Annotated in this window: 27 protein-coding genes, 1 tRNA gene and 1 pseudogene; 8 read left to right on the forward strand and 21 right to left on the reverse strand. The window is 35.4% G+C overall.

The genetic code is table 11. The annotated features are described in order from the left end of the window. Nucleotides 1-221: 221 nt before the first annotated feature. From MKY81_RS02450 to MKY81_RS02475, 6 genes and pseudogenes are all read right to left on the reverse strand, one after another. Nucleotides 222-821, reverse strand: a complete 600-nt coding sequence (locus MKY81_RS02450) for a hypothetical protein (protein WP_066228247.1) — start codon at nucleotides 819-821, stop codon at nucleotides 222-224. Between the two features lie 1,669 nt (nucleotides 822-2,490). Then, a complete protein-coding gene (locus MKY81_RS02455; RefSeq protein WP_341116550.1) occupies nucleotides 2,491-5,130 on the reverse strand; it encodes a DUF5689 domain-containing protein in 2,640 nt (879 codons plus the stop codon). Nucleotides 5,131-5,399: 269 nt separating this feature from the next. Then, nucleotides 5,400-5,582, reverse strand: a complete 183-nt coding sequence (locus MKY81_RS02460) for a cold-shock protein (protein WP_066225803.1) — start codon at nucleotides 5,580-5,582, stop codon at nucleotides 5,400-5,402. A gap of 144 nt (nucleotides 5,583-5,726) precedes the next feature. Beyond that, nucleotides 5,727-5,810: pseudogene (locus MKY81_RS21050) on the reverse strand (YjcZ family sporulation protein); the annotation flags it as partial. A gap of 96 nt (nucleotides 5,811-5,906) precedes the next feature. After that, complete coding sequence (locus MKY81_RS02470) at nucleotides 5,907-5,996, reverse strand: YjcZ family sporulation protein (RefSeq protein WP_084347325.1); 90 nt, start codon at nucleotides 5,994-5,996, stop codon at nucleotides 5,907-5,909. Between the two features lie 178 nt (nucleotides 5,997-6,174). Continuing rightward, a complete protein-coding gene (locus MKY81_RS02475) occupies nucleotides 6,175-7,311 on the reverse strand; it encodes an acyl-CoA dehydrogenase family protein (protein ID WP_107958538.1) in 1,137 nt (378 codons plus the stop codon). A gap of 158 nt (nucleotides 7,312-7,469) precedes the next feature. Between MKY81_RS02475 and MKY81_RS02480 the strand changes: the two genes are divergently transcribed. Continuing rightward, a complete protein-coding gene (locus tag MKY81_RS02480) occupies nucleotides 7,470-7,910 on the forward strand; it encodes a site-2 protease family protein (RefSeq protein WP_328007310.1) in 441 nt (146 codons plus the stop codon). A 33-nt stretch (nucleotides 7,911-7,943) separates the two neighbouring features. Here MKY81_RS02480 and MKY81_RS02485 read toward each other — a convergent pair whose 3' ends face one another. From MKY81_RS02485 to MKY81_RS02530, 10 genes are all read right to left on the reverse strand, one after another. Beyond that, nucleotides 7,944-8,687 carry a sugar isomerase domain-containing protein gene (locus MKY81_RS02485; RefSeq protein ID WP_202299925.1) on the reverse strand — a complete coding sequence of 248 codons (744 nt, stop codon included), beginning with the start codon at nucleotides 8,685-8,687 and terminating at the stop codon, nucleotides 7,944-7,946. A gap of 15 nt (nucleotides 8,688-8,702) precedes the next feature. Beyond that, nucleotides 8,703-9,977, reverse strand: coding sequence for a PTS ascorbate transporter subunit IIC (locus tag MKY81_RS02490; protein ID WP_108073594.1), 1,275 nt, complete (start codon nucleotides 9,975-9,977; stop codon nucleotides 8,703-8,705). Nucleotides 9,978-9,997: 20 nt separating this feature from the next. Beyond that, nucleotides 9,998-10,288: a PTS sugar transporter subunit IIB gene (locus MKY81_RS02495; protein ID WP_066225787.1), complete on the reverse strand. Its 291-nt coding sequence runs from the start codon at nucleotides 10,286-10,288 to the stop codon at nucleotides 9,998-10,000. A 5-nt stretch (nucleotides 10,289-10,293) separates the two neighbouring features. Continuing rightward, nucleotides 10,294-10,746, reverse strand: coding sequence for a PTS sugar transporter subunit IIA (locus tag MKY81_RS02500; RefSeq protein ID WP_328007311.1), 453 nt, complete (start codon nucleotides 10,744-10,746; stop codon nucleotides 10,294-10,296). Between the two features lie 8 nt (nucleotides 10,747-10,754). After that, nucleotides 10,755-12,716 (reverse strand): BglG family transcription antiterminator, encoded by a 1,962-nt coding sequence (locus tag MKY81_RS02505; RefSeq protein ID WP_066225784.1) that lies wholly within the window; start codon nucleotides 12,714-12,716, stop codon nucleotides 10,755-10,757. 135 nt (nucleotides 12,717-12,851) lie between these two features. After that, nucleotides 12,852-13,508, reverse strand: coding sequence for a PspA/IM30 family protein (locus MKY81_RS02510; protein WP_328007312.1), 657 nt, complete (start codon nucleotides 13,506-13,508; stop codon nucleotides 12,852-12,854). A 16-nt stretch (nucleotides 13,509-13,524) separates the two neighbouring features. Continuing rightward, nucleotides 13,525-13,872, reverse strand: coding sequence for a lmo0954 family membrane protein (locus MKY81_RS02515; RefSeq protein ID WP_066225780.1), 348 nt, complete (start codon nucleotides 13,870-13,872; stop codon nucleotides 13,525-13,527). Nucleotides 13,873-14,097: 225 nt separating this feature from the next. Next, entirely contained in the window at nucleotides 14,098-14,853 is a 756-nt protein-coding gene (locus MKY81_RS02520) for a GTP pyrophosphokinase (protein WP_107958529.1), read from the reverse strand. A 291-nt stretch (nucleotides 14,854-15,144) separates the two neighbouring features. Continuing rightward, nucleotides 15,145-15,423, reverse strand: coding sequence for a hypothetical protein (locus MKY81_RS02525; protein ID WP_107958527.1), 279 nt, complete (start codon nucleotides 15,421-15,423; stop codon nucleotides 15,145-15,147). A gap of 136 nt (nucleotides 15,424-15,559) precedes the next feature. Next, nucleotides 15,560-15,976 carry a carboxymuconolactone decarboxylase family protein gene (locus tag MKY81_RS02530; protein ID WP_107958525.1) on the reverse strand — a complete coding sequence of 139 codons (417 nt, stop codon included), beginning with the start codon at nucleotides 15,974-15,976 and terminating at the stop codon, nucleotides 15,560-15,562. Between the two features lie 121 nt (nucleotides 15,977-16,097). Here MKY81_RS02530 and MKY81_RS02535 point away from each other — a divergent pair, with 121 nt between their 5' ends. The 5 genes from MKY81_RS02535 (at nucleotide 16,098) to MKY81_RS02555 (ending at nucleotide 18,234) form a co-directional block, all read left to right on the forward strand. Continuing rightward, nucleotides 16,098-16,538, forward strand: coding sequence for an Lrp/AsnC family transcriptional regulator (locus MKY81_RS02535; protein ID WP_107958523.1), 441 nt, complete (start codon nucleotides 16,098-16,100; stop codon nucleotides 16,536-16,538). Between the two features lie 496 nt (nucleotides 16,539-17,034). Further along, nucleotides 17,035-17,127 (forward strand): YjcZ family sporulation protein, encoded by a 93-nt coding sequence (locus MKY81_RS02540; RefSeq protein ID WP_084347321.1) that lies wholly within the window; start codon nucleotides 17,035-17,037, stop codon nucleotides 17,125-17,127. Nucleotides 17,128-17,174: 47 nt separating this feature from the next. Then, nucleotides 17,175-17,294, forward strand: a complete 120-nt coding sequence (locus MKY81_RS02545; protein ID WP_066225778.1) for a YjcZ family sporulation protein — start codon at nucleotides 17,175-17,177, stop codon at nucleotides 17,292-17,294. Nucleotides 17,295-17,381: 87 nt separating this feature from the next. Next, the gene (locus MKY81_RS02550) at nucleotides 17,382-17,576 is read left to right on the forward strand and encodes a hypothetical protein (RefSeq protein WP_066225776.1); all 195 of its coding nucleotides are present in this window, start codon (nucleotides 17,382-17,384) and stop codon (nucleotides 17,574-17,576) included. 271 nt (nucleotides 17,577-17,847) lie between these two features. Then, on the forward strand, nucleotides 17,848-18,234 hold the full coding sequence (locus tag MKY81_RS02555; RefSeq protein WP_066225772.1) for a YmaF family protein: 387 nt from the start codon (nucleotides 17,848-17,850) through the stop codon (nucleotides 18,232-18,234). A 593-nt stretch (nucleotides 18,235-18,827) separates the two neighbouring features. On the opposite strand, the gene MKY81_RS02560 is transcribed toward MKY81_RS02555, so the two are convergent. Next, nucleotides 18,828-18,917, reverse strand: a tRNA-Ser gene (locus tag MKY81_RS02560). Between the two features lie 140 nt (nucleotides 18,918-19,057). On the opposite strand from MKY81_RS02560, the gene MKY81_RS02565 reads away from it, so the two are divergent. After that, the gene (locus tag MKY81_RS02565; RefSeq protein ID WP_160331392.1) at nucleotides 19,058-19,231 is read left to right on the forward strand and encodes a hypothetical protein; all 174 of its coding nucleotides are present in this window, start codon (nucleotides 19,058-19,060) and stop codon (nucleotides 19,229-19,231) included. A 369-nt stretch (nucleotides 19,232-19,600) separates the two neighbouring features. Here MKY81_RS02565 and MKY81_RS02570 read toward each other — a convergent pair whose 3' ends face one another. Together MKY81_RS02570 and MKY81_RS02575 are read right to left on the reverse strand one after the other, a co-directional pair. After that, a complete protein-coding gene (locus tag MKY81_RS02570; RefSeq protein ID WP_066227490.1) occupies nucleotides 19,601-20,869 on the reverse strand; it encodes a metal-dependent hydrolase family protein in 1,269 nt (422 codons plus the stop codon). Between the two features lie 196 nt (nucleotides 20,870-21,065). Further along, entirely contained in the window at nucleotides 21,066-21,209 is a 144-nt protein-coding gene (locus MKY81_RS02575; protein ID WP_066227493.1) for a YvrJ family protein, read from the reverse strand. Nucleotides 21,210-21,643: 434 nt separating this feature from the next. Here MKY81_RS02575 and MKY81_RS02580 point away from each other — a divergent pair, with 434 nt between their 5' ends. Beyond that, on the forward strand, nucleotides 21,644-22,870 hold the full coding sequence (locus tag MKY81_RS02580) for an IS110 family transposase (protein ID WP_108073350.1): 1,227 nt from the start codon (nucleotides 21,644-21,646) through the stop codon (nucleotides 22,868-22,870). 235 nt (nucleotides 22,871-23,105) lie between these two features. On the opposite strand, the gene MKY81_RS02585 is transcribed toward MKY81_RS02580, so the two are convergent. Then, on the reverse strand, nucleotides 23,106-23,321 hold the full coding sequence (locus tag MKY81_RS02585; protein ID WP_066227495.1) for a DUF2922 domain-containing protein: 216 nt from the start codon (nucleotides 23,319-23,321) through the stop codon (nucleotides 23,106-23,108). 34 nt (nucleotides 23,322-23,355) lie between these two features. Next, complete coding sequence (locus MKY81_RS02590; protein ID WP_066227497.1) at nucleotides 23,356-23,574, reverse strand: DUF1659 domain-containing protein; 219 nt, start codon at nucleotides 23,572-23,574, stop codon at nucleotides 23,356-23,358. Between the last annotated feature and the right edge of the window lie 29 nt (nucleotides 23,575-23,603).

The following is a 23,603-nucleotide window of genomic DNA, read 5'->3' on the forward strand; positions in this document are numbered from 1 at the left end:
TCGATGTACTTATTTTACTTAAAATTTATCTTGTTTATCTCGAAACATTTTTTGTGGAATAAAATACATAAGCTATATTTGAACAATTTCTTAAAACCTTATTTGAACTTGTTATTTTAATGTTAATCAAAACCTTAGGTCCGATAGGTAAATAACAATGTAAGCATAAAATGAGTCCACAAATATATGTTATTAGGAACTTTTAATAAGCTGTAAATCCTTTATTTTACCGGAACCAGGACTCTATAATCTTTTGGTATATGTAATATTGTTTCATAAAAGGCATCACTTTTGTAATCATTGGATATGTTTTTACTTATTACTTTATAAGTTAAATAAGCATGTTTAATATTTTCTTTTTGAATTTTAGTTTGAACATTGATTTTCGTTTCATGTCCCTTTTTATTCACCATAGATATTTTGCACCAAATAGGTTTTTCTTTATTATTTATATAAACTGATTTGACTCCCTTATTTGGTCTTTTTAATACCAGCAGAAAATCTTCAACTTCTAATTTGTTTGTAGGTAAAGAAACAATGTAAGGTTCAAGATATTTTTCCTTCCATTGTTTTTCATTCATTGAAAAGTCATATTTTTTTATAGAAGTAAACAATGAACCGACAGTAAAAAATATGATGACTAAGAAAAATACCATATAAATTAGTTTTTTTAGGGAAAATATTTTAATATCTTTAATTATATGTATAATTAATAATAAACCTATAAAAATCCAAAGTATTTCTGCCATTATTGCAATTGGAGCTTCAGACTGATTTAACAACTTTTGGTGGACTTCAATTACCTTTTCTATTTCATTCAAACTTATTTTCCTCCATTGTTTTATATATAGAGTGATTTTTTTAGGATTTTTTAAATGCTAAGAAGAAAAAGATTACTTAATATTTCGAGTTTCTTCCTTTTAATCGATTTAAAATATCATTGTAGTATTTTAAAAATTGTTTATAAATGATCGTAATAGGGAGAAAACATTAATTGTACAAAAAATTAAGTATAAATTTAATTTCTAAACAAAAGTTTTAATATCTTTGAAGACAAAAGAAAAAATAACAAGATTTTGATATTGAAAATTCAAAATGAAAACAAACATAGATTTAATAAGTTTATACCATAAACAAAATGGATCTACTTTCTTTAGAAATGGTACACTATAGAAAGTAGTTATAAAGCATTTAATCTTTAATTATTCTTTACTTTTTGTAATTTTAATCAGTGCAGATTGATTCTATCAATAATAAACTATTTACCCTTTATTAATAAAAAGATTATCTTAAATTTATGGATATATGTCAATTTTTTGGACACATAAAATTTAGTTTCTTTCAGAATTCTTTTCCTAAAAAAGTGGTTGAGCCATGACCTTTACATTCATCCTCCAACATGGTTTCTATACTGAAAAAATGATTTAGTACGTCGGCTTTGACATACGGATGATTAAGGTCCTGCCCCATATAAAACTGGTGTACAATCGTAATTAAGTAACTAGGCTACCCCCCATTGATTTAGCTTTCTAACTGAATGAGAATTATACAGCCATTACATTAGTGAATTCTTTTACAATTGTACACCATCCTATGATGTATATAAATAGGGATATCTTGGATAATTTATAATCCAAGTGTTTGACATGGTGAATTTCTTCTTTTTTAAATAGCGTAATATGACTCAAAGCGTTATTGTATGGAATCCTCTATAAGAAAAACCGGGCGAAAACCATGCTCGGTTCTTTTTGTTTAGATAATATCCGTTATTTTGTACACTATGCCATGTACACAAAACTCAGGGTACATCTCTCCTCCACATTGTTCGCATGAAAACATGTGGAGTTGTTGGGTCAATAAGCTCTTGTTGTCTTACATAATGCCACTTTTATAACTTGGATCTATTATATGTCATTCCCCTTCTGTTCACTTGATGTTATGGTCGTCAAGCTACTTCCGTACTATGAGAATTTCTGACTACTTCACCCGTTCTTCGTCACTTCGGATTACCCTTATAGACTAGAACCCTGCCTGTTCGGTAAGGTGAAGTCCTCACGGGGTCATCACATTTCCCTTCTAGGTATACCCTGCACCAGCACGCTATAAGTCACATTTTCTCGTTCTGACTTCTAAAGAAAATTCCTTTTAAGTGGGCTTCCTCACTTTTCGAAAAGTCACCAACTTATCTCGTCACCGTGCTTCACACTTATTGCATTAGGGTCTACCAATTCACCTGCGGATCTCTCACTTTCCGCATCTCCTTCAGACAATACCACACGATGCTGCCCTAGATTAGGCTTCCCAAGCTAGGTCAGTCTCTTAGGTATAAACTTTCACCATCTGGGATTCAAATTGATTATCCTCTCTAAGTCGTTTCATCGAAATGACGTCTCTTTCAGATAATGAAAAGAAGAATGTTGACTAAGTCAACATTCCACGCGACTGCCCATCGCACAAAAAGTCAGCCCCTTCAAAGGCTGACTTTTTAATTTACTTTTTTAAATAGTTAATGACTTCGATGAGTGATTTTGCATAGTCTTTATCGATCTTTCTGTCACTATGCAATCTTACTTCAAACTCAAGAGTATTTAAAAGTGTACACCTAACCATTTTCAGCTTTGCTTTTTGTGCTGTTTGTGCTTTCGCTGAAAGACTTTTATATATCCCTTTATTTGTAATAAGTCCTTTTTCATACCCTTTATCAAGATATTCATCTAAATGATTCAAATCCATTTGTACAACAAGAGTGAATTCCTTCACACTCTCATTACCTGCTTGGTCAGCTGCTTTTACAACGATTGTGTGATTTCCACGTGCTAATGTAAAAGGTTCTACTTTAATTGGATTCGACACTTCGTTTCCATCCAAAGTAATTGTAACTTTAGCTACACCACTGCCTTCGTCCGTCACTTCTACGTTTTGTTCAAAGGATTCGTACGGATAGATGCTTAATGGATTAATATCTTTAATTACTGGACCAGTTGCATCGGCAATTTTAAAATGATCAAAACTTAATGGTTTTAGCTGGTATACATCTTTAAAAATAGATGAGATCCCCGTGATATTTAGCACATCACCATTTTTATATTTTTTTGAAAACTCATCATAGGTAACACCCGTACGCTCATCGACACGAATTCGCGTCGATTTTCCATCCTTCGTTGCATCGAATTCAAATGCACGACCGGCAACCGCTAAATTTCCAATTTTCACATTTTCTAATTGTACAAGCTGCCCTTGATTTGCATCTCCTAGTTCAGTCACAACTTTTGCTTCAGGTACGGGTTTTGTTCCTGTTTTTTCAATTGCTACTGGATTTGTTAGCTCAAGTTCATTATTATACACTTCTGTTGTTGCAGTAATTTTTAAAACATCACCTACTTGATAACCCGCTTCATTTTGGAAAACATAAATTCCAGCAGTATCATCCTGTAAATAGAACCCTTGTCCACCAAAGGCACCTGGTTTAGAAGTAACAACACCTTCAATCGTTACGGTTTTTCCAACCTGTGCTGTTCTTGCATCTTGAATTGAAATTTTTTCCGGTAAATTCGGTTTATCATCTGGCAATGGCTCAGCATTAACATTATCAACAGTTACCGCCTCTGTAATGATATTTTTGCTGCCGCTTTTTAGTCGTAAGCTTGCAGCACCTGATTTCGCAGGATTGATTTTTACAGTTAAATCCTTACTTGCATGGCCCGTCTTATCAACCGTAACAGAAAACTCCGAGCTATAATTGTAAGAAGTTGGCCACGTGCCGTCCTCATTTTGGAATTTCGCGATTTGCTCTCCACCAGTTAAATAGATCCCTGCTTTTAATCCAGAAACAGTTTGTCCAGGAGCTAAATGATCAACTGATACACGAATTTGGAATTCTTGCTGATTTGGCAATACAGCTTGGTGTACAAATGAATATTCCGCGTTTACTTCAGGAGGCTTGGATGACCCGTAAGATCCTGGAGCAAATGTACTGGAATCATACCACTTATAACCTGCAGCAGGTGGTGACCATGGCTCCGGTTGTGGTTCCGTTGACTTACTCGGAATTTCCATATCTAGAATTGGAGACTCTTTATCTAAAGGAATTTTCCCTTCGAAACTTGTATAATCTTCATCCATAGCTAACCAGTCAATTATATTTGTTAAAAGAACAGCATCATCTTGTTCTTTAAATCCATTATACGTTGTTTTCTTTGCACCGTTTTCTTCACGTACATATTTTGGAGTGGCATCCTCAACCGGGGAAGAATCACCAATAAATGCAGCTTTTCCTTTTCCAAGTTTTGAAATTGCTGCATAGGCGCCCTCATCCACACCGCCGCCAAAATATACACCTTGATCGACCGCATTATTCCATTTATCTTTAGAAGATAATGATGGAAGGTAAACTAGACCTTTTGCACGTTTTGGATCCGTAATAGCAACCGTGGACCCGGCATGGACCGCAACAGAATCAACACCGCTAGTAATTCCAAAAGTACTATTTGGAGAAACGATTGTTGTTGCATTTACATCGCCGACCGCGTTATAGCGAAAACGAAGTCCAAAGTTATCAGATAACCAATCAGAGCTCTCTACACCTTGCATGGCAAGTGAGTTAGCTTCTTCAGTCGACATGCCTTTGGCAGGATTTTCGAATGCACCTCGACGATAGCCATTGAACACTTCAGAAGCATCCCAACGGTTTTTGTTACGATCCGCATTGTAGTGATCGGCAATAAAGAAAATACTTCCGCCTGTTTGTACATATTGAATCATTGCATTTTGTTCAGATTTTTTATACGGAATATTTGCTTCTCCAATCACAAATACATCATACGCTTTCAAATCATCATACGTAATTGGTGTCGTCTTACGAAGTTCTTTTACATAGTAACCTTTTTTTGCAATGGCATTTCCAAAATCAGAAAATCCCCCATCAATGACCCAGTCAGCCGCACCAGCTGTTTGACCGTGGGTGTTATCAAACAATACCTTTTTCCCATTATCATTCACAGGTTTAATCTCAGGTGCTGGATCATTCGGACCCTCAGCATGTACAGCTTGCAACCCAGACAGGGATGGCAAAGTTCCTACTACTAGAATTGCCATGACGACCTTTAAAAACAGGCTTTTTACCTTCTTCATATTTTACCTCCCATAGGAATTTAGTAATATGACACATTTTTCTACTAAAATCATAGAAATGTGACATACCTAAAACTACTTTATCAACATTTTTTTCATTCACATATAGGGCAAAACACCTGAAAAACGTAAAGATTTGATTAATAATTAGGACTATTATAATAGGCCTGAAAATAAACATACTTGAACAAAAAAAACAGTCTCATTATGTAAACGAGACTGTTTTTCTTTTCCGTTATTGTATGTGCAATTAAGCTAGTTGAGAAATGTTACTCAATAACCGGCAGAATTCTTGTTTCTTTGTCCATGTCTGAATGACAAAGCGGGCATTTCGGTTTTTCATCTAAACTGAACGCTTCTCTCATCCACCCTTGGCAGCTATCACTTGTACAGGACCAAACATTTGTTTCGACTTCGGGAACAGGCTCTTTCTGGCCTTTAAAATATGCCATAATGATTCTCCCTTCTATGTACTACTATTAGTATATCCTATTTAAGAAATTTAAGATATATTATTGAATTCTTTTTACATTTTAGTAAAATTTCACAAAGCTAAAAGGAAATCAGCATACTTGCCGATTTCCTTAATTTTCAGTTTACAACCAAGCTGCTCCAACAATAATAAGAAGGATGAACAATACTACGATTAGTGCAAATCCGCCACCTCTGCCGTATCCGCCACCGTAGCCATAACCGCCATAACCGCCGCAGCCACAACCGCCACCGAAGCCTCCGTAACCAAACATCAATCGATCCACTCCTTTAATAAAATTTTGTTAGTACAGATACGCTGCTCCAACAATGATTAACAAAATAAATAGGACGACGAGCAATGCGAATCCTGTTCCAAAACCTGCTCCACCCATTTATAACCACCTCCTCTTTCCTTTACACTTATAGACTATGGAAAAATGACTCAGTGCGATTGGGGATATGACTATTTTTAAAAATTTAGGCTCTTTTAAAAGTGCTATTCAGTCATGGTGAAATTTCTATAAAAATGGACAGCTTCCGATAAGAAAGCTGCCCTTTTTCGTATTTTTTTCAGATCCTTTTTGCTAATAGCATCAGTGTCATATCATCCATTGGCGGATTATGTAGTCCTGCCCTAACATCTCGATAATACCGCTGCAAAGGACTTTTTTCTGACAAGCTTCTTGCACCGACAATGCGCATCGCAAGATCAACAATTTCTACTGCCTGATTCGTCACCGCTAATTTAACCGCCCCAAGTTCCGGTCCCATTTGATTTTGTATTTCCGGTGAGGATTCATCCCACATTTTTGCTACTGAATATAAAAAGTGACGAGATTGCATAAGTTTCAGCTCGATTTCTCCTAATTTATGTTGGATGGCAGGTAACTCAAAAATAGGGTGAGACAAACTATTCGGCGTGTAATTTTTTGCGAAAAGAACTGCCTCCCGCTTTGCCGCTTCTGCTATTCCTAAATAACAGGCAGGAATATGAAGCAGATAGCCAGTCGCTGCCTTTTTGCGATTAGAAAGTTTTTCAGTTAAGTAGTCTAAAGGAATGCTCACATTTTCTAACACTAAATCATGACTCCCAGATGCTCTCATGGCCACACTATCCCATGTTTCCTTAATAGAAACGCCGTCTGAGTCTCGGGGAATTAAAAAGAAGGCAACATCATTTGTTTCCTCGATCGTTGCAGAAACAACAAAAAAATCCAGCATTGGCGCCATCGTTGAAAATGTCTTTCTTCCATTAATTAGCCATTTATCTCCAAGTTTCACCGCGCTTGTGAGCGGTTTTCCGCCTCTTGTTGGGCTTCCTGTTTGTTCTTCTGTTGCACACACATTAAGTAGCGCCCCCTCGCTCACTTTCCGACAAATATAGGAAAATAGTTTTTCCTCCCACGGACGGTTTTTTGTTAAATTCATCATTAGTCCCATATGCCAGCCGATGGATAAAGCAGTTGCGCCATCACCGATAGCAATTTCCTCCTGATATCGAACAAACTCGTATAAAGGAATCTCTCCCCCGCCAAACATCTTAGGTGCAGTAAGTTGTGTATAGTTGATCCCTTTCAAATCGCGGATATTTTCAAATGGAAAACGTCCTTCTTGGTCATTTTTTACTGCACGTTTTTTAAAAACAGGAATAAATTCTCTAATTGCATCCAACCGTTCATCTATCGTTTGTAAAGCTAGTAAATCCATTGACTGCACCTCTCTCATCAAAACTATATCTTCATTTTAACGATTCTTATATTTAATTTCTACTGAATAGGTCGGAATTAAGTGAAATAAAATAGATACAAATTTTCAAAATGAGACCCTTTATAAATGGTAAAATAAAATAAAAAAGGTAGTTCGCCATGATTATTCTTATATTCCTATTGATTGCAGCGCCCATTACTGTATTTATTCACGAGCTTGGTCATGCATTAGGTTCCTATTTGATGAAAGCAGACAAAATTGAACTGAATATTGGTGCTGGACCTAAACTGTTTTCTATTCAGAATAGAAAATGGTCGATTTGTGTATACATTTTCTATATGCTTGGTGCACACACTGCAAGTGAACGATATCCATATTTTTCAAAAACGGAGCAGATTGTGATTTCAGCGTTCGGACCTTTGCTTAACGGTGTTATTGGGCTGATTGTCCAGCAATGGAACCCTGTTGATCATTTAGGAATCTGTCAATTATTTGCACTATTTAACTTCTGGCTTTTCTTTATTAATCTCATCCCATTTCGATTTGGGGTAAGACAGTCGGATGGATATACGATTTTAAAAGCTATGCGGCAAAAATAAAAGGGTCAAGAACATCGCTTGACCCTTTTATTTTTACATATAATGAATATTATTTTTATTTTTTTCTAAAACCTTTTTATTGAATTCATCCCCACCGTCGACATTCGCGCTATGAAATACTGGCGGAGTAACTCCAGCTTTTAATAGATTATTAACGGTTTCAATTACAATCGAATTCACGATAAACGATCCGATAATGGTTGAAGTAGGGCCAATTTTTTGATCCATTCCTTCTAAAAGCATAGAGGAATCTTCAAAATCTCCACAATTATCAATAACAATATCAACGACTTCATACAGATTTTTTCCACTTTCATGTCTGGATGAAACTTGAGAGGAATACGTAATATTGGTAAGCCCAATCGTTGTTAACCCTTTTTCCTTAGCCGCTAGTGCCATATCAACTGATACCGGATTTCTACCAGAAACGGAATGGATTAATATTGTGTCTCCACTTTTTGCTGCAGTAGAATTGAAGATTTCCTTTCCAAATCCATTCATTCTTTCCATTTGTGATGTTAATGTAACTGGACGGGTATTTAACATTAATGTCGGATTAAGAATTGGGTTAATAACAGCTAAGCCGCCTGTACGGTAAAACAACTCTTCTGCAATAATTCCAGCATGAGATGCCCCAAACACATAAATCGTGTTTCCATTTTTAATAGATTCAGAGAAAGCTTTTGCTGCCTTTAGAATCTGATCATATTGGGTGTCTAGTACTTGTGCTGTAATCTTATTTACATGTTGATAATATTCTTGAACATAGTTTCTCAAGTTCAAACGCCTCCACTAAAATAATTTTCCGAGAGCCCCAGAAATAAATGCCCATAAAGATAAATCATTTCCTCCGAACACGATAATCCATTCTGATACAGTATGCTGTAAGAACGGTATCGAAATTCCTACGAGTAAAATCATCAATACACCAGCAACCGCTGATCCAATAATCGCACCTCTTAAACCACCGGTTCCATTACCGATAACCGCAGCTGTCCCAATTTCAAAGAAACATGTAATCGTTAAAGGAACAATGGCATATGGAAATAAACCAGTTCCACCTATGATAAATAAGGTAATTGTTGAAGTTACCATTGAAACGAGGAAACCGATAATAACGGCATTTGGTGCAAATGGGAAAATAATTGGACAATCCAATGCTGGCACAGCATTCGGAATGACTTTATCAGAAATCCCTTTAAATGCTGGAATAATTTCAGAAAGCATCATACGTACACCTTGAAGTAGGATCGTTAAACCAGCTCCAAATAAAACACCTTGTAATAATGAAAAGGTTACTAAACTTTTATCTTCTCCAAAGATTTTGTCTACTTGATCGCCGCCGATTAAAAAGCCGACAATTAAGTACACGATAAACATAACTAATGAAGAAGTAATTGTGATTTCACGTAAAAATTCGATTTGCTTAGGAAACTTAATGTCCTCAGTTGATTTTTTCTTATTTCCAAAGGCCATTCCAAGAAGTCCTGAAACAATGGATAATCCAATTGTCGGATGACCAAGTGTAAATGAATCTCCACCTGTTACTTTTTTAACAAATGGTTTAATTAGTGCTGGTGCAATTATGAAATATAACGCAGCAAATATAGTAGCGAAGATAACAATTCCTGCACCCTTTAAGCCACTTTCAACCGCTGTTGCAGTGAAAACAAATGGGAACCAAAACAACATATGCCCGGTTAGGAATACATTTTTCAATGGAGTAAAACGAGCAACGATAATATTTATTAAAAAGGCAAGAAGCATTGACAGCCCGATTTGACTTCCATAAGTACTAAGAAATTTATCTGCTCCAAGAGGATGTAAAGATTTTTCCGCTGGAATTTTATATAGATCATTAAATGCATCAGATAATGGTGTGATTGAGCTTATTAAAATATTTGTACCTTGTGTCAATATGACAACACCAATAACAGTTTTTAATGTTCCACTAATAATATCTGAAAAGTTTTTCCTTTGAATAATTAATCCAAGGGCCGCAATTATTCCTAAGAATAGTGCGGGCTCACGTAGGATTTGGTTAACAATAAAGTTAATAATTTGCATAGTCTATTATCCCCTTTGAATTATGAAAGCAAGCTTTGAATAACAGGCAATCCTTTTTCTTTGATTTCATTTTTATCAATAAAATTATTTACTTTAACGACTGGAACCGTTGCAGTTTGCGATAATTTTTCTCCTAACTCATTAGAAGTAAAAATAATGTCACAAGGAGTTGATGCCGCAGAACCAACATCTGCTGTAGAAACCTTTGCAGTCATTCCTTCTTCCTTCAATACCTCGTCAATTTTCATTTTTAATACCATTGAAGACCCTACGCCAAATCCACAAACCGCAATTATGTTTAAATTTTTCATGATTATCATTCTCCTTTAAATTCATTATTTAAAATCTGAAATACCTCTTCATTACTATTACTATTATTTAAAACACTTAAAACCGTATCCTTATCTAACAAACTCGCTAAATTAGTCAGCTGTTCTAAATGTCCGCCACTTTCAGTCGCACAAAAGGCAAAAACAATATTTACCGGATCATTGTGCTCGCTTCCAAAAGCGACAGGTTGTTTCAGCGTAATGATACTAATATCATTTCTTTTTACTTTGTCGCTAGGTCTTGCATGGGCAAGAGCAATATGAGGGGCAATTACAATATATGGTCCCAATTCATGAATAGCATTCACCATATCCTCAATATAGTCGGAACCAATACTTTTATTTGCTAGAAGTAATTGCCCGGCCTTCCGAATCGCTTCCTCCCAATTTGCTACCTCTTGCTGAACTTGAATGTTTTGCATCTTTATCAGTTGAGACATATCAAACATCACCTTGCTGTTTCATTATTTAATTTCAAAATTTCTTGAATGCGTTTTGAGCTTTTTAAGATTTCCAAATTATTGTTTTCCTCGAGAATTTGGACAAGTTGAATAAATAAGTCGGACTCAGACATTGTAGAACAGATAACAAATATTAGTTGAACCATTACCTTCTCCGAATCGCCAAACGGGATTGGTTTATCTAATGCAAGAAGACTTGCGCCATCCTTCAATACACCTTCCTTTGAAGATGCATGTACAATAGCCACTTCTGGAATAAACACCATATATGGACCTAATTCCTCAACTGCACGAATCATTGCATGAGTATACTGATTGGTTATAAAGCCATTTTCTATAAGTGATTGACTAGCAAGTCTAATCGCATTTCTCCAGCTATCCACATCCCCATGTAATTGAATATGGTTCATTGGAATAAGATCACCTAACTCATGGTAATCCTTTAAAGGTAGCTCTGTTCGAATCAATTCGTCCATTTGCTTTTGATACGTTTTCTTAAAAACTAGTTTTTTTAAGGTCATCAGTTCTTCAGGTTCCAAAAGTGGATTAACGACTACAACCTCATAATCCTTTATCGTTAAAGGTACGGTTGAGATAATAAAATCAAACTCTTGATCCATGTATTGATCGAGATTAGACATACTAATTGGTCCGAAAGCCTTTAACTCTGGAAGCATTATCTTTAATCGAGTGGCCAATAACGAAGAAGTCGCTAATCCTGATCCGCAAACAACTAACGCTGTAGGCATATATCCTGAAAAGGAGTGTCTTTCATAACTCGCACCTAAATGCATAGCAATATAGGCTATCTCCTCTTCCGGTAATTGAAAATGATACAATTCTTCAATTTTCAATAATGCTTTACGAGTAATTTCAAAGATAAAACGATATTTGTACTTTACTTGCTCCGTTAAAGGGTTTTCAATTTTTTGGTGATTGAAAAGTCGATGCAAGGCAACCTGCAGATGCACCATTAAACCATTCATAAACTCTAAATCCTGTTTAAAATTGATTCCTAAGCGTTTTTCCACTTCAGTCGCAAATAAATAAGTGATTTGGTACGCATCTTCTTGCTTACTGAAAGGAACATCTCCTATCGGATAAACAGACACTTTAGCTCCCTTTACTTGTTTCAATAAATATACAACTTCATCGTCCTCAAGAGTGATGTGAAAGATGGACTGATATATTTCTTTTAATTGCTGAAAATCCTTTGTCTTTAAAAATTCCTTTTTCTCAACAAATGGATAGTCAGCGATATACCCTCTTTGTAATCGAGTATGTTGAAAACAAAGAATTAAATAAAGCTCGTCTAATGAATCGTCACTAAATTGAATAGATAAATGGTTCTCAAAGTCCTTCGTAAACCTTTTAGACAAATGAAGCAGTTCCTCATCAAACTGCTGAAAGATATACTGCTTTGATAGTGCTGATAATGTAATTGCTTCATTAAATAAGGATGCAAAAGCATTTCGAATATCTAATTCATTTCCAACAGGAGATATCCCACGAGAAGGTTTTTTCTCGACCTTTACACCGTATTGATTAAACAGTTCTTCCACGTTCTCCATATATTGAAAAACTCTATTTTTACTTATTTGAAACGTTTCACCTAGGCTTTCAAGGGTGGTATTCTGTTCTAAAAGAATTTGAATACTGAGCATATAGATGAGATCCTTTTTCGTTACTACATAATGATTTAACTGTAAAAGCTCATTTATTATCCTTGAAGTCTTTTCAGGACTTATCTCGAGGTATATTCCTTTTCCAGGCTTCCGAATTAAGGTAACATCATATTCTTTTAAGAAACTTTCAATAAAGTCGAGATCATACCTTATCGTTCTTTCACTTACTTCATACAACTCAGCTAACTGCTTGACATTAATATAATCCGCTTGACCTAAAAGCTGTTTCAGAATATCCATCTGTCGTTTCGTTAAGGAAATCATCTGCTCACATCCTTTACATTTTTATTGTAATCCTTTTCAACCGCCACATTAATAACTAAGTATTTCCGCAGATGTGGCAATAAAAAAAATAAGTCATCTATACTCGATGACTTATCCACTATACTACATACATATTTATCTCCAACTACAATGCGATTTATTTTCGCCTTCTTGATCTAACCCTTTTTCTAATTGTTGCATTCTAATATCGAACAAACTTTGTTCATATCCCGTATTGATCTTGGATTCAAGTTGCTCCATGTAGCGCTCTGTTTCCTCGAAACGATTGGTAGCTTTACCAACAACTGATTGATCAAGGACAGTGTTAACTTTGGCGTTCGCTTTCATTGCATTTTCTTTCCCCATCAATTCCATCCGTTTAAAATGCATATCCTTTAATTTCAGCTTCATTTCGCGATGTCTCTTTTCAAGGTCTTCTAATTGGACTGTCACTTGTGTGTAGGCCTCTTTCAATCGAGTGACTTGATCATTGTACATTGCTTCTTCATGTATCGCTGTTTCATAAAGGGATTCTTCGTTAGCTGCTAATGCGATTTTCGCTTGTTTTTTTCTTTTTTCCGCCATAAATTCAGCCTGTTGCAATTCACGGTAAAATTCTTCTTTCAACATATACTGTCTCTCAATTAATTTGCCTACTTTATTTGTTTCATTTTCACTTTCACGTAGATATTGATTCAATAATGCGATTGGATTTTTCTCTTCCTTCTTATCCATTACGGCGTTAAGGTCAGCTAATACGGTGTTTTTAATTTTTTCGAATAATGTTGTCATTTTTATAATCTCCTTTTTAAAATTTTCCTTTAATGTCATTCCATTGTTGGTCAAAGCTTGTAAATGGATCTTTCGATGATTGGGTTGGCTTTTCTTCCTTTTTCCAATTTTTATATCCTACATAAAGAAGGTATAAAGCTAATATCCCCGCAATTGCTGGTAGATTTGAAAAAGTAGCACCTACAGCAATTACCCCAATAATCGCCCATAACAATTTCCCTCCAAATGAATCGGATTTTAGAAATTGCTTCAGTGAAAAATAGGCAATCGCCACACTAACTGCTAATCCGATAATATTTCCTATACTCGCTAAAGCAACAATCCCTAACACACCCGCTAAAATAAACATCAAGAATTTTTTCATTTTCATTTCCCCTTTCGATACTTTAATGATAATGAAATCCTTTCAATCGATTAACAATCTCGAGCTTTATTTTTTTATCGGACTTAAGGCTTAATTAGCGAAAAAATTTTCAGTAATAATATGAAAGGACAACCTTCTAAACACAGAAAGGTTGTCCTTTTTCTTTTGAAATAGTTCATTTTTAATTATTTTCTACCGCTTCTACAACGATTCAGTCTTTAGCCATTAATTGTCTTCTCTTCTTCCCATGAAATCCGCTGTTAAAAAATCGTATGGGAGATGGAATTTTTCATTATTTATCAATAATTCTTGCAAATCATCCTCATCTTTGACGCTTTCTTTAATTTTATCCATTTCCTTATGGATATTCTCCATTTTCCTATCTAGTAAAGTAGAAGAAATTGCTGCGTCTTTTAAATCATCTTTAATTTTTTGGGGAACCTCTTTATTGTATTTATAATAAATTTTATGCTCCAAACTCGCCCAAAAATCCATTGCGATTGTACGAATTTGAATCTCTACATATACTCGTTCTTCTCTATCAGACATAAAGATAGGAATTTTGATAATTAAATGTAAACTTTGATAGCCATTAGGCTTAGGATTTTTTATATAATCCTTCACCTCAACTACTTCTATATCCTTCTGATTTTGTAACATGTTGCTGATTTCATAAATGTCCGATATAAAGGAACAAGTAATTCGAACCCCAGCTATGTCACGTACCTTTTCCTTTATTGTAGGTAATGAAAAATCATATCCTCTTTTCTTAACCTTTTTTAATATGCTTTTCGGAGATTTTATCCGCGACTTTACGTGTTCAATCGGATTATAATCATGCATAATTTGAAATTCTTGTTTTAAAATGTCAATTTTCGTATTTATTTCATCCAAAGCAAATTTATATCCCATCATAAATCGAAGTATTTCAGTTTTCATGAATTTCATTTGCTTTCTATCATCGATTTCTATTACTCCCATTTCATTTTTCTCCTTTATGCTAAAAACACTATATCTATATATTAGTTTTGTTCCATTTTTATCATTGGTCTTTTACACATTGTGACATTTATTCCTTGCTTCTGTAATTTAGAAATTAACTTTTTTACATTCTTCAGATAAATTGACTTTTCCTTCATCTGTATTCACATTATTATGACACGGTGTCATTATTATGTATTTAAATATTAAATGACACTGTGTCATTTGTCAACAGAGTGCATCCACTATGCCATTTCAAATTTCGCTCTATTTTCGATATAATATATAAACCTACTTACTCAAAAAAGGCAAATTAAATTCATTCAGGTTTGAAACTCCGTCAATCAGCTTAACGATTTCTTTGATCTCAAATCCTCTACCTTCTTGATAAAACACTGAAGATGTATTATCTGACCTATGTTGCACGTGAATAACTGGCCAATTGATTTCTCGCCAGTACTTTAGTATTTTTCTTATATTTAATTCTGCTTCTGGATTATTTCGTAGTCCCCATTTTTCATCTTCAATTGCTTTTTGTACATCATTAATACTTAATGCTGCATTATGCATATTGTGCCTGCTGAATGATACGAATTTTTCTTTGTAAAATATATTAAATGTAACAAACTTTTCCTGTTAGTTACACAAGAAAAATGGACTTCCTCCCCAACCTGTCCTACTAAACATAACAGGTGTAGCAATATTATTATGTTGTCATAGATTCTAATTTCATAATGGCTCCAAAATACTGGGAAGCGGTAGTAAAAGTAATAAACGAAAGTAGCTCACTAATTTCTGCTTCCGAAAAATACCCTCTCAATATATCAAATTGAGCATCTGATATATCCCCTTTTTGTTTTATAAAAACCTCAGCAAAACCTACTGCAATAGATATTTTTTCATCGAACAAATGAGGTTCAGGTTTTCCTTTTGCCTTGCAATACTCACAACCATTACTATGCGCTAACGTTCTCCTAACTTGTTCCTTTAGTTGAGATGATAGATTCATATCTTTTCCCAGCACTTCCCCTAATTGATTCCATCCATTTAAGATATCTATATTATGGCCTAAAAGTCTTTGAAAAGGTGTCTCTCCAAATTCAGATTCATTAATTCTTGCCATCATTACTACCTCCTTGTAGTATTAACTTTACCGAATAACTTTAAATAATCACATTAAATATTACATTCATTTTACATATATTCTTTTAAAAACTAATGCAAATTGGAGGATTTTATTAAAAATGCAAATTGATACAATTGATAAGAAAATTATTGATGAATTAAGCAAAAATAGTCGATTATCGATGAGTGAACTTGGAAGAAGAATTAATTTATCTTCCCCATCTGTAACAGAGCGGGTAAGGCGAATGGAATCATTTGGAGTAATAAAGAGATATACATTAGAGGTTGACTACGGTAAACTAGGGCTCCCTATTCAATGCATTATAGAAGCAACTATCAAAAATGGCGATTATCAATCTTTTAAGAAATATATTGAGGGTCTTTCAAATGTAGAGTTTTGTTACCGAATTGCTGGAAATGCTTGCTATATGCTTAAAATGCAATTCGAGACATTTGCTAAAGCAGAAGAATTTATTGATGATGTAAATCCTTATGCTCATACGGTAACACATTTCATTTTTTCTAAAATTGAGACGAACTTAAGAATCGGATCGGACTGATTTTAATCAATCAATGTACACCTATCTACCTATGATGCTTAATAACGTTATGGAAATTTAATAAAACTGAATAGTGGTCTCCAAATTGTAGAGAAGAGCGATTATTTATTGTAATTGAAATGAAAAAGGAAATTCAAAATAATGTTTAAAGGGGCTGGGACATAACTAGCTTCAAATATGGTATAATTTTTAAACTTAAGGATCCTTCTTTCTGTATAATTTTGTTGTGGTGACTTAATTTTATCAGAAGTGGTCCTTATTTTTATTCAAAAAATAATTAAAGCCGGTGAAAATTTACTTGTCGTAAAATTTCACCGGCTTTTTCATCTCAGAGGTGGGTTTTGTCCCAACCTCTTTTTCTCATAGGATTTAAATCTATTAGACAAACATGGATTTTCTATTTTTCTATATGTTTGTCCATTCCTTAAAATTAAGATTTACATAATGTAATAGTGGATAGATATAGTATCCATTTTAAGAGTAGGAGGTGTTCAAAATGGGAGGCACTGGTATGGGATTTGCTTTAATCGTAGTATTGTTCATCCTCCTTATCATTGTAGGAACTTCTTTCTCTGGAGGCGGTTATTAATGTCTTAAGTGCAATTAATATTAATAGAACTAGGGGGTGACTAATAAATGTCTTATGGTTACGGTGGTTATAGCTATGGGGGAACATCTTATGGTGGTAGCTCCTTCGTTTTAATCGTTGTGTTGTTTATTTTGCTTATCATTGTAGGAACTTCTTTTTGGTCATAATGAGTGAATAAATATGAAGTGAACTTCCCTCTAAAAGGACAGCTGCTTCTGTCCTTTTGTTTAACACAAAAAGATAGGAAGTGGAAAATGAATCCAATGATGAGATATCGAGGCGAACCGGTTGAAGTGCGAATGCGCGACGGGAGAGTGTATCGGGGAGTCGTTGATGGGGATCCACCTCCAGGAGGATTCTTTTTAAGGTCTGGTTTTGGCAGAAGATTTATACCATTTGCAGCAGTTATTTTCGTCTTTTCATTTCGCTTTAGAAGACGTATTTTTTAAATTGCTCAAAAAAACTATTTAAATTCATTCTTGGACCTGCTTGAAAAACAGGTCCTATTTTTCATATATCATACCTTACCAAAACTTAGGGATGTGAAACAGACCGTTAGCCATCTATGAAGAGTACGTATTTTTTTCATTAACGAATACAATTACTGCAAATGTAATGAAATTTTCCGAAAACGAGGAATATATTGTAGTTGATAAGAAAGTGAATTTTATCTAGAAATTTTCCACAGCTTTACAAATCAAGGGAAGGTGGAGTAGCTTAATGGATATTCCGATTACAGGTTTAATTTTTCATTCACCTAATTCTAATTTGGATTCTGAGCATTCACATGTTTTATATCTTACTTCGTGGGATGGGAGGCCTCTTCATAAACATCATTTTTCCGGTGTGACTTCTTTTAACGTTGGACATGAGCATAGATATGCAGGTACAACTAAACCTGCTCCAAGTGGAGTTCCTCATACACATGAATACTTTACAGTTACATCCTTTGATGATGGACATAAACATGAAATTCGAGGTGTCACAGGACCGGCAATTGCCTTGCCCGATGGAGGCCATTACCATAAATTTCATGGCGTAACCACAGTTAACGGCTCCCACCCTCATTCACATAAATATAGTGGCAATACTAGTCCAAGTAGCTAAGGCCGTTTAAGAATTATTGTAAATACAAAAATGAACTACAATTAACGTAATGTTAAATCCAATTATGATGTATATACCTACTCTATATATTTTTATGATTCATATAAAAATCTGCTTGGACTAACATATACTTTTTTCTAAACTCATCCAACAGAAGCGCTAATTTTATACTTAACTAAATATACAGGCATACATAATAGAAACCTCTAAGATTAGTCCAGAGGCTTTTTTTCATAAAAGTTGTCGTAATGTTATATATTCACCAGATTAGGGATTTAAGTTTTTAATAACTTATGAAAAAGATTTTATTATTTCATATAATAAGATATTAGAAATAGAGATCGTTACAGGAAGAGGCATTTGCCGACCTTTTTTAATATACTGACTTAATGCCGACCTTTTTTAATATACTGACTTAATAAAGTGAGAAAAAGGGCATTCGAATGAGTTCAATTCGATTGCCCTTTTCTATAAACTTATACAACTTTACTCAAAACTAATTACTAATTCATATTTTGTTCAAACATAAGCCTTCATTTTACGAAAACCTAGAGTTGAGGTCACAATTTCAACTATTTATATTGTAATCATTATGGCGGAGAAGGTGGGATTTGAACCCACGCGGGCTGTTAACCCCTAACGCATTTCGAGTGCGTCCCCTTCAGCCTCTTGGGTACTTCTCCAATTTACTTTTATTATATAGTAAACCCTGATCGTATGACAAATGAAATACTCACACTTCTCATATTTTTTAGTGGAATAATCAACCAGTATTTCGGTTAAATTATCATTAATTACGTACATATAAAAGGAGGAATCCTCAATGGAAAATATCGATTTTCTATCCTTTAAAGAAGACTGGACATATATTAAAAGAATGTTAATTAGTGTGGCAGTTCAATTAGAAGACAATCATGATTATATACGAGAACGTGCAATAGGAGACTTGATCGATATTATTCAAGAAATGGATAAACGGGAGCCTAAGAAAGATTAGCTCCCATTTTTTTATTTTTTAAATTATATCGAAATAATTTATGACACATAATTGGTCTATACATCTTAATAACTTTATACTATTCTAAAATAGTAATTAGCTTTATTTTTAGGAGGGGCGTTATGCTTTCATTTTTACAGAAAATCGGTAAATCACTTATGCTTCCGATTGCTGTGTTACCCGCAGCTGGTTTGCTCCTGCGACTTGGATAACCAGATTTACTAAATATCAAATTCATTGCCGAAGCAGGAAATGCATTTTTCGGTAGTATGACATTGGATGCAGCCCATGATCCAGGTGCGGTCTTTAGTAAAGAAAAAGCCCTTTATAATAATAAAGGACCTCTCATAAGTAAAATTGATTTTAAAATTATTGAGTAACTAAATTCGATGTCCCCACTCTTAGATCTTTTACTATTTGTCCATCTTTCATAACAGCAACAATATTCGTTTGATCTTCAAGTGATGAAATATTTGCAAGTGGGTCCACTTTTGTAATGACAAGGTCTGCTAGTTTTCCTTCCTCAACTGTACCGAGCTTGTCTTCCCAGCCAAGGCATTCTGCAGCTACTTTTGTCGTGGCAACGATTGATTCCATCGGACTCATACCAATGCTGCACATTAGATTTAATTCACGAAGATTGCTTCCGTGTGGCATCACCCCTGCATCAGTACCCATTGCAATTTTCACACCAGCTTTGAAAGCCTTCGAGACACTTTCATGGTGAATATCTATCACTTCTAATGATTTTTGAATGGCATGTTCCGGCATATTGTCGCTATTTTTCCCTTGCTCTAATACCGCTACTGGTGCTAGTAATGTTGGTACTAAATATGTACCATGCTTCAACATTAACTCAATCGCTTCATCGTCCAGGTAAATCCCATGCTCGATGGAATGAATCCCAGCACGAACAGCATTCTTAATCCCTTCTGCACCTTGTGCATGAGCCATTACTTTAATGCCACGGCGGAATCTCGCCTCTTCAACGATAATCCTTAGTTCTTCTTGCGAAAATTGCGTAAACTCCGGATGGTCTGTTGGGCTCATTACCCCACCTGTTGCATGAACTTTAATAATATCCGCACCCGCTCGCAGCATTTCTCTTACCTTTTGACGAACTTGTTCCGGCCCATCACAAAATCCGCTTGGCATTCCAGGGTAAGAAGGACTAGTCGTATCAATTCCTGAGCGGGTCCAGTTATCCCCATGACCACCCGTAATCGTCAGTGGATTGATGCTTACTTGCATACGAGGGCCAAGTACAAGCCCGTCCTCCACCGCCTGTTTCACTCCTAAATCCGTAAATCCTGCATCACGAACAGTAGTTACCCCTGCATCAATGGTCTTTTTCATGTATCCAATTGCTTGATAAAATTTATATGCGAACGGTGTAGCTAAAGACTTCCTTATATCTGTGAATTCCATCATTAAATGAACATGTGTATCAATTAAGCCCGGAAGAATGTATCCATTTTCCGCATCAACTACGTCTACTTCTTCATTGGGGAGATTAATATCTTCAAGCTTTCCTACTTGCACAATTTTATTCTCTTTAATTAGTACTGCAGCATTTTGAATGGGTTGCCCGCCGTTTCCATCAATAAGCGTTCCGTTTTTCACTAGTATGTAAGTCACCATAAGCACTCCAGTCTTTTAAATTTTATTAACATTTATAATATTCAATAAAAATAAAAGAAAATCCTTCTTAAAATTTCATTTTTTTTCGTAAATCTAAACTTTCCTTTATACCAATAAAAAATTAATTCAAAAACGCGGTAAACTATAGCAGAAAAGCTTGAAAGGTTGTCTTTTCCCTCTCAAGCTTTTTTCTCTACTCTATTCTCTTCAAACGCTCGGGCAAGCTTACGATTGATTGTACAACTGCATCTAACTTCGTTTCAATACGATAGAGTAGATACAACGTAACAACAATTGGAAAGCCGACTTCACTAATGAAGGGTAATAGCTGATCCATCTTTCTTCCTCCTCGTATAATAAGTTTTAGAAATTGCTTTTATTGTTCTTTGATAACTAAATAATTAAGATATTGCTATCTATGATGGAGGCAATGCTGCTCTCTCTTTATATTCATAAATAGCACAACCCGAATTGCTTGGATACTGGGGGATATCCCTGGATAATAGACATTGGAATGGATCCAACTGGGAATATGCTGTTTCCTCCTGTAGTTCGACTACGATTAAAGACTGTGACCCAGACAATGGTTGTACTGCAAACACACAAGCTGTATCGGTGTATTTCTATACCAATGTTAGTGGACATTGGGGCAGCTTTTAGAGACGCACCTTTTGAATACTCATACGCGAGGCTGTTGCCAGACCATTGTTTCTAGGGATATCCCGCAGTATCCAAGCTTATTCCATAATCAAATGAAAGGAGGTCCTTTCCGTGAATTTATTTGTAGGTATTGATGTAAGCTCTAAAAAACTTGATGTGTGTTTTCTGGACAGCGAAGACACACGTTTAAAAGAAACGACTTTTCCAAACGATATTCATGGAGCGAACCAGATTAAAGAAAATATCTTAGCTTATCATGGACAATCCCATTACGAAAAAATCATTGTCGGCATGGAATCCACCTCTGTGTATAGCTTTCACCCTGCGCATCTTTTAGATAACGATGCCGACTTAAAACGGATTGGGGTGGAAGTGGTGGTTCAAAATCCAAAGGCGATCCATCGGTTTAAAGGCTTATTTGAAGAAGATAAAACCGATAAAATTGATGCATTTCGGATTGCCGACTTTCTTCGGTTTGGGCGCTATAATAAAACCATCATCAAGGAAGAAAAGTATGTTGCCCTTCAGCGTTTAACGCGTTCTCGTTATCAGGTCATTCATCAATTGACCGAGTGTAAGCAGCATTTCCTTGAAAATCTCTATTACAAGTGCAATACATTGACCAATGAAGTAGATACTTCTGTTTTTGGTTCGACCATGATGGAGTTGTTCGCTGAATCCTTTTCGCTGGATGAGATCGCTCAGATGGAGCTGGAAGAGCTGGCTGAGTTCCTTCAAGAGAGAGGAAAAGGTCGCTTTCGTCAGCCAGAAAAAGTTGCGAAATCCATCCAAAAGGCGATTCGTGACTCCTACCGTTTAGGCAAGGTCGTACAGGACTCCGTTGATGTCGTATTGGCCACCTATGCCAAACTCATTCAAACACTTAAAAACCAGGTCAAAGAGTTAGAAAAAGGGATTGAGTCCCTATTTCACATTATTCCAGAAGGACAGTGCTTGAAAAGCGTGCCGGGTATTGGTCCGGTTTATGCGGCAGGGATTATCGCCGAAATCGGTCAAATTGATCGATTTGAAACACAAGCGCAAATAGCTAAATATGCCGGTCTCTTCTGGAAAAAATCGCAATCAGGCGACTATGAATCGGAACGAACACCACGAGTCATGTCGGGAAATCAGTATCTTCGTTATTACTTAGTTGAAGCTGCCAACTCGGTCCAACGAAATGAACCCGCCTATCGTGAATTTTACTTAAAGAAGTATAAAGAAGTTCCGAAATTTCAACACAAAAGAGCCCTTGTCATGACTGCAAGAAAATTAGTGCGTTTGGTGGATGTGCTACTACGCAATCACCAACTCTACACGCCAAAAAGGAGCGTGTAACTCAAAAGCAAATAGCTGCTTTTGAATCCTTTCAGCAAACCCGAACAAGCGTTCTTGTGATGGTGCGGGTTTAGTTCAGTGCGCCTTTTTTTCCTTTGAAAGTCCAAAATCAACTTTATTTTTTATGGATTTTCTCTTGACTTATTACCACAAGTCTTTCAAAAAATTCCATTAAGCACGAAAGACCTGTCCTAATGGAATTCAGGCCTTTCCCTTATATAAAAAATTAAGTTAATTAAACAGTATACTCTGTTACATTATTTTCGATCAGTCTTACACCTTTTATTTCAGTGTAGGCTGAGCCAGTTGAACTAACGAATACGTTTGATGCAATGATTTCTTCCATCGCTGCTTTTACTTTGTTTGTATCAACCGGTTCAATTGGATCCTCGATAGAAATTCGTGCTGTTTTATTTTCAGATGTAGTAAATTGAAGCTCCAAAGTTTTCATCCTCTCACCTCCCTAGCAATGTTAATAAAATAGCTTACGCCTTCACATCAGAGCTATCGTTTCGCTCTACATTAAATAAGTCTTTTTGAGATAACGAATCAATTGCTTGTGCAGCCTTTAATAATTCATCCGCCGTAGCCTCAAGACGAATATTATTAAATGTTTTTGTTTTAAACATAGGCTTGCCATTTTCATCAACACCGTTATCAAAAACAAGTTTTAAACTGGAACCCTTTAAAAGGATATCAGCCATGTGCCTCACCTCCTTTCACCTTATATATA

It is taken from the genome of Heyndrickxia sp. FSL W8-0423, assembly GCF_038009395.1.
Lineage (GTDB): Bacteria > Bacillota > Bacilli > Bacillales > Bacillaceae_C > Heyndrickxia > Heyndrickxia sporothermodurans.

Excerpts from the sequence above, each read along its gene's own strand:
- MKY81_RS02505 (WP_066225784.1), bottom strand. The coding sequence starts at position 12,716 with ATGATTTCCTTAACGAAACGACAGATGGATATTCTGAAACAGCTTTTA.
- MKY81_RS02550 (WP_066225776.1), top strand. The coding sequence starts at position 17,382 with ATGAATCCAATGATGAGATATCGAGGCGAACCGGTTGAAGTGCGAATG.
- MKY81_RS02525 (WP_107958527.1), bottom strand. The coding sequence starts at position 15,423 with ATGCATAATGCAGCATTAAGTATTAATGATGTACAAAAAGCAATTGAA.
- MKY81_RS02520 (WP_107958529.1), bottom strand. The coding sequence starts at position 14,853 with ATGGGAGTAATAGAAATCGATGATAGAAAGCAAATGAAATTCATGAAA.
- MKY81_RS02455 (WP_341116550.1), bottom strand. The coding sequence starts at position 5,130 with ATGAAGAAGGTAAAAAGCCTGTTTTTAAAGGTCGTCATGGCAATTCTA.
- MKY81_RS02510 (WP_328007312.1), bottom strand. The coding sequence starts at position 13,508 with ATGACAACATTATTCGAAAAAATTAAAAACACCGTATTAGCTGACCTT.
- MKY81_RS02590 (WP_066227497.1), bottom strand. The coding sequence starts at position 23,574 with ATGGCTGATATCCTTTTAAAGGGTTCCAGTTTAAAACTTGTTTTTGAT.
- MKY81_RS02535 (WP_107958523.1), top strand. The coding sequence starts at position 16,098 with ATGCAAATTGATACAATTGATAAGAAAATTATTGATGAATTAAGCAAA.
- MKY81_RS02470 (WP_084347325.1), bottom strand. The coding sequence starts at position 5,996 with ATGGGTGGAGCAGGTTTTGGAACAGGATTCGCATTGCTCGTCGTCCTA.
- MKY81_RS02490 (WP_108073594.1), bottom strand. The coding sequence starts at position 9,977 with ATGCAAATTATTAACTTTATTGTTAACCAAATCCTACGTGAGCCCGCA.
- MKY81_RS02575 (WP_066227493.1), bottom strand. The coding sequence starts at position 21,209 with ATGGATCAGCTATTACCCTTCATTAGTGAAGTCGGCTTTCCAATTGTT.
- MKY81_RS02545 (WP_066225778.1), top strand. The coding sequence starts at position 17,175 with ATGTCTTATGGTTACGGTGGTTATAGCTATGGGGGAACATCTTATGGT.
- MKY81_RS02540 (WP_084347321.1), top strand. The coding sequence starts at position 17,035 with ATGGGAGGCACTGGTATGGGATTTGCTTTAATCGTAGTATTGTTCATC.
- MKY81_RS02500 (WP_328007311.1), bottom strand. The coding sequence starts at position 10,746 with ATGTCTCAACTGATAAAGATGCAAAACATTCAAGTTCAGCAAGAGGTA.
- MKY81_RS02530 (WP_107958525.1), bottom strand. The coding sequence starts at position 15,976 with ATGGCAAGAATTAATGAATCTGAATTTGGAGAGACACCTTTTCAAAGA.
- MKY81_RS02495 (WP_066225787.1), bottom strand. The coding sequence starts at position 10,288 with ATGAAAAATTTAAACATAATTGCGGTTTGTGGATTTGGCGTAGGGTCT.
- MKY81_RS02515 (WP_066225780.1), bottom strand. The coding sequence starts at position 13,872 with ATGAAAAAATTCTTGATGTTTATTTTAGCGGGTGTGTTAGGGATTGTT.
- MKY81_RS02585 (WP_066227495.1), bottom strand. The coding sequence starts at position 23,321 with ATGAAAACTTTGGAGCTTCAATTTACTACATCTGAAAATAAAACAGCA.
- MKY81_RS02460 (WP_066225803.1), bottom strand. The coding sequence starts at position 5,582 with ATGGCATATTTTAAAGGCCAGAAAGAGCCTGTTCCCGAAGTCGAAACA.
- MKY81_RS02475 (WP_107958538.1), bottom strand. The coding sequence starts at position 7,311 with ATGGATTTACTAGCTTTACAAACGATAGATGAACGGTTGGATGCAATT.
- MKY81_RS02555 (WP_066225772.1), top strand. The coding sequence starts at position 17,848 with ATGGATATTCCGATTACAGGTTTAATTTTTCATTCACCTAATTCTAAT.
- MKY81_RS02565 (WP_160331392.1), top strand. The coding sequence starts at position 19,058 with ATGGAAAATATCGATTTTCTATCCTTTAAAGAAGACTGGACATATATT.
- MKY81_RS02480 (WP_328007310.1), top strand. The coding sequence starts at position 7,470 with ATGATTATTCTTATATTCCTATTGATTGCAGCGCCCATTACTGTATTT.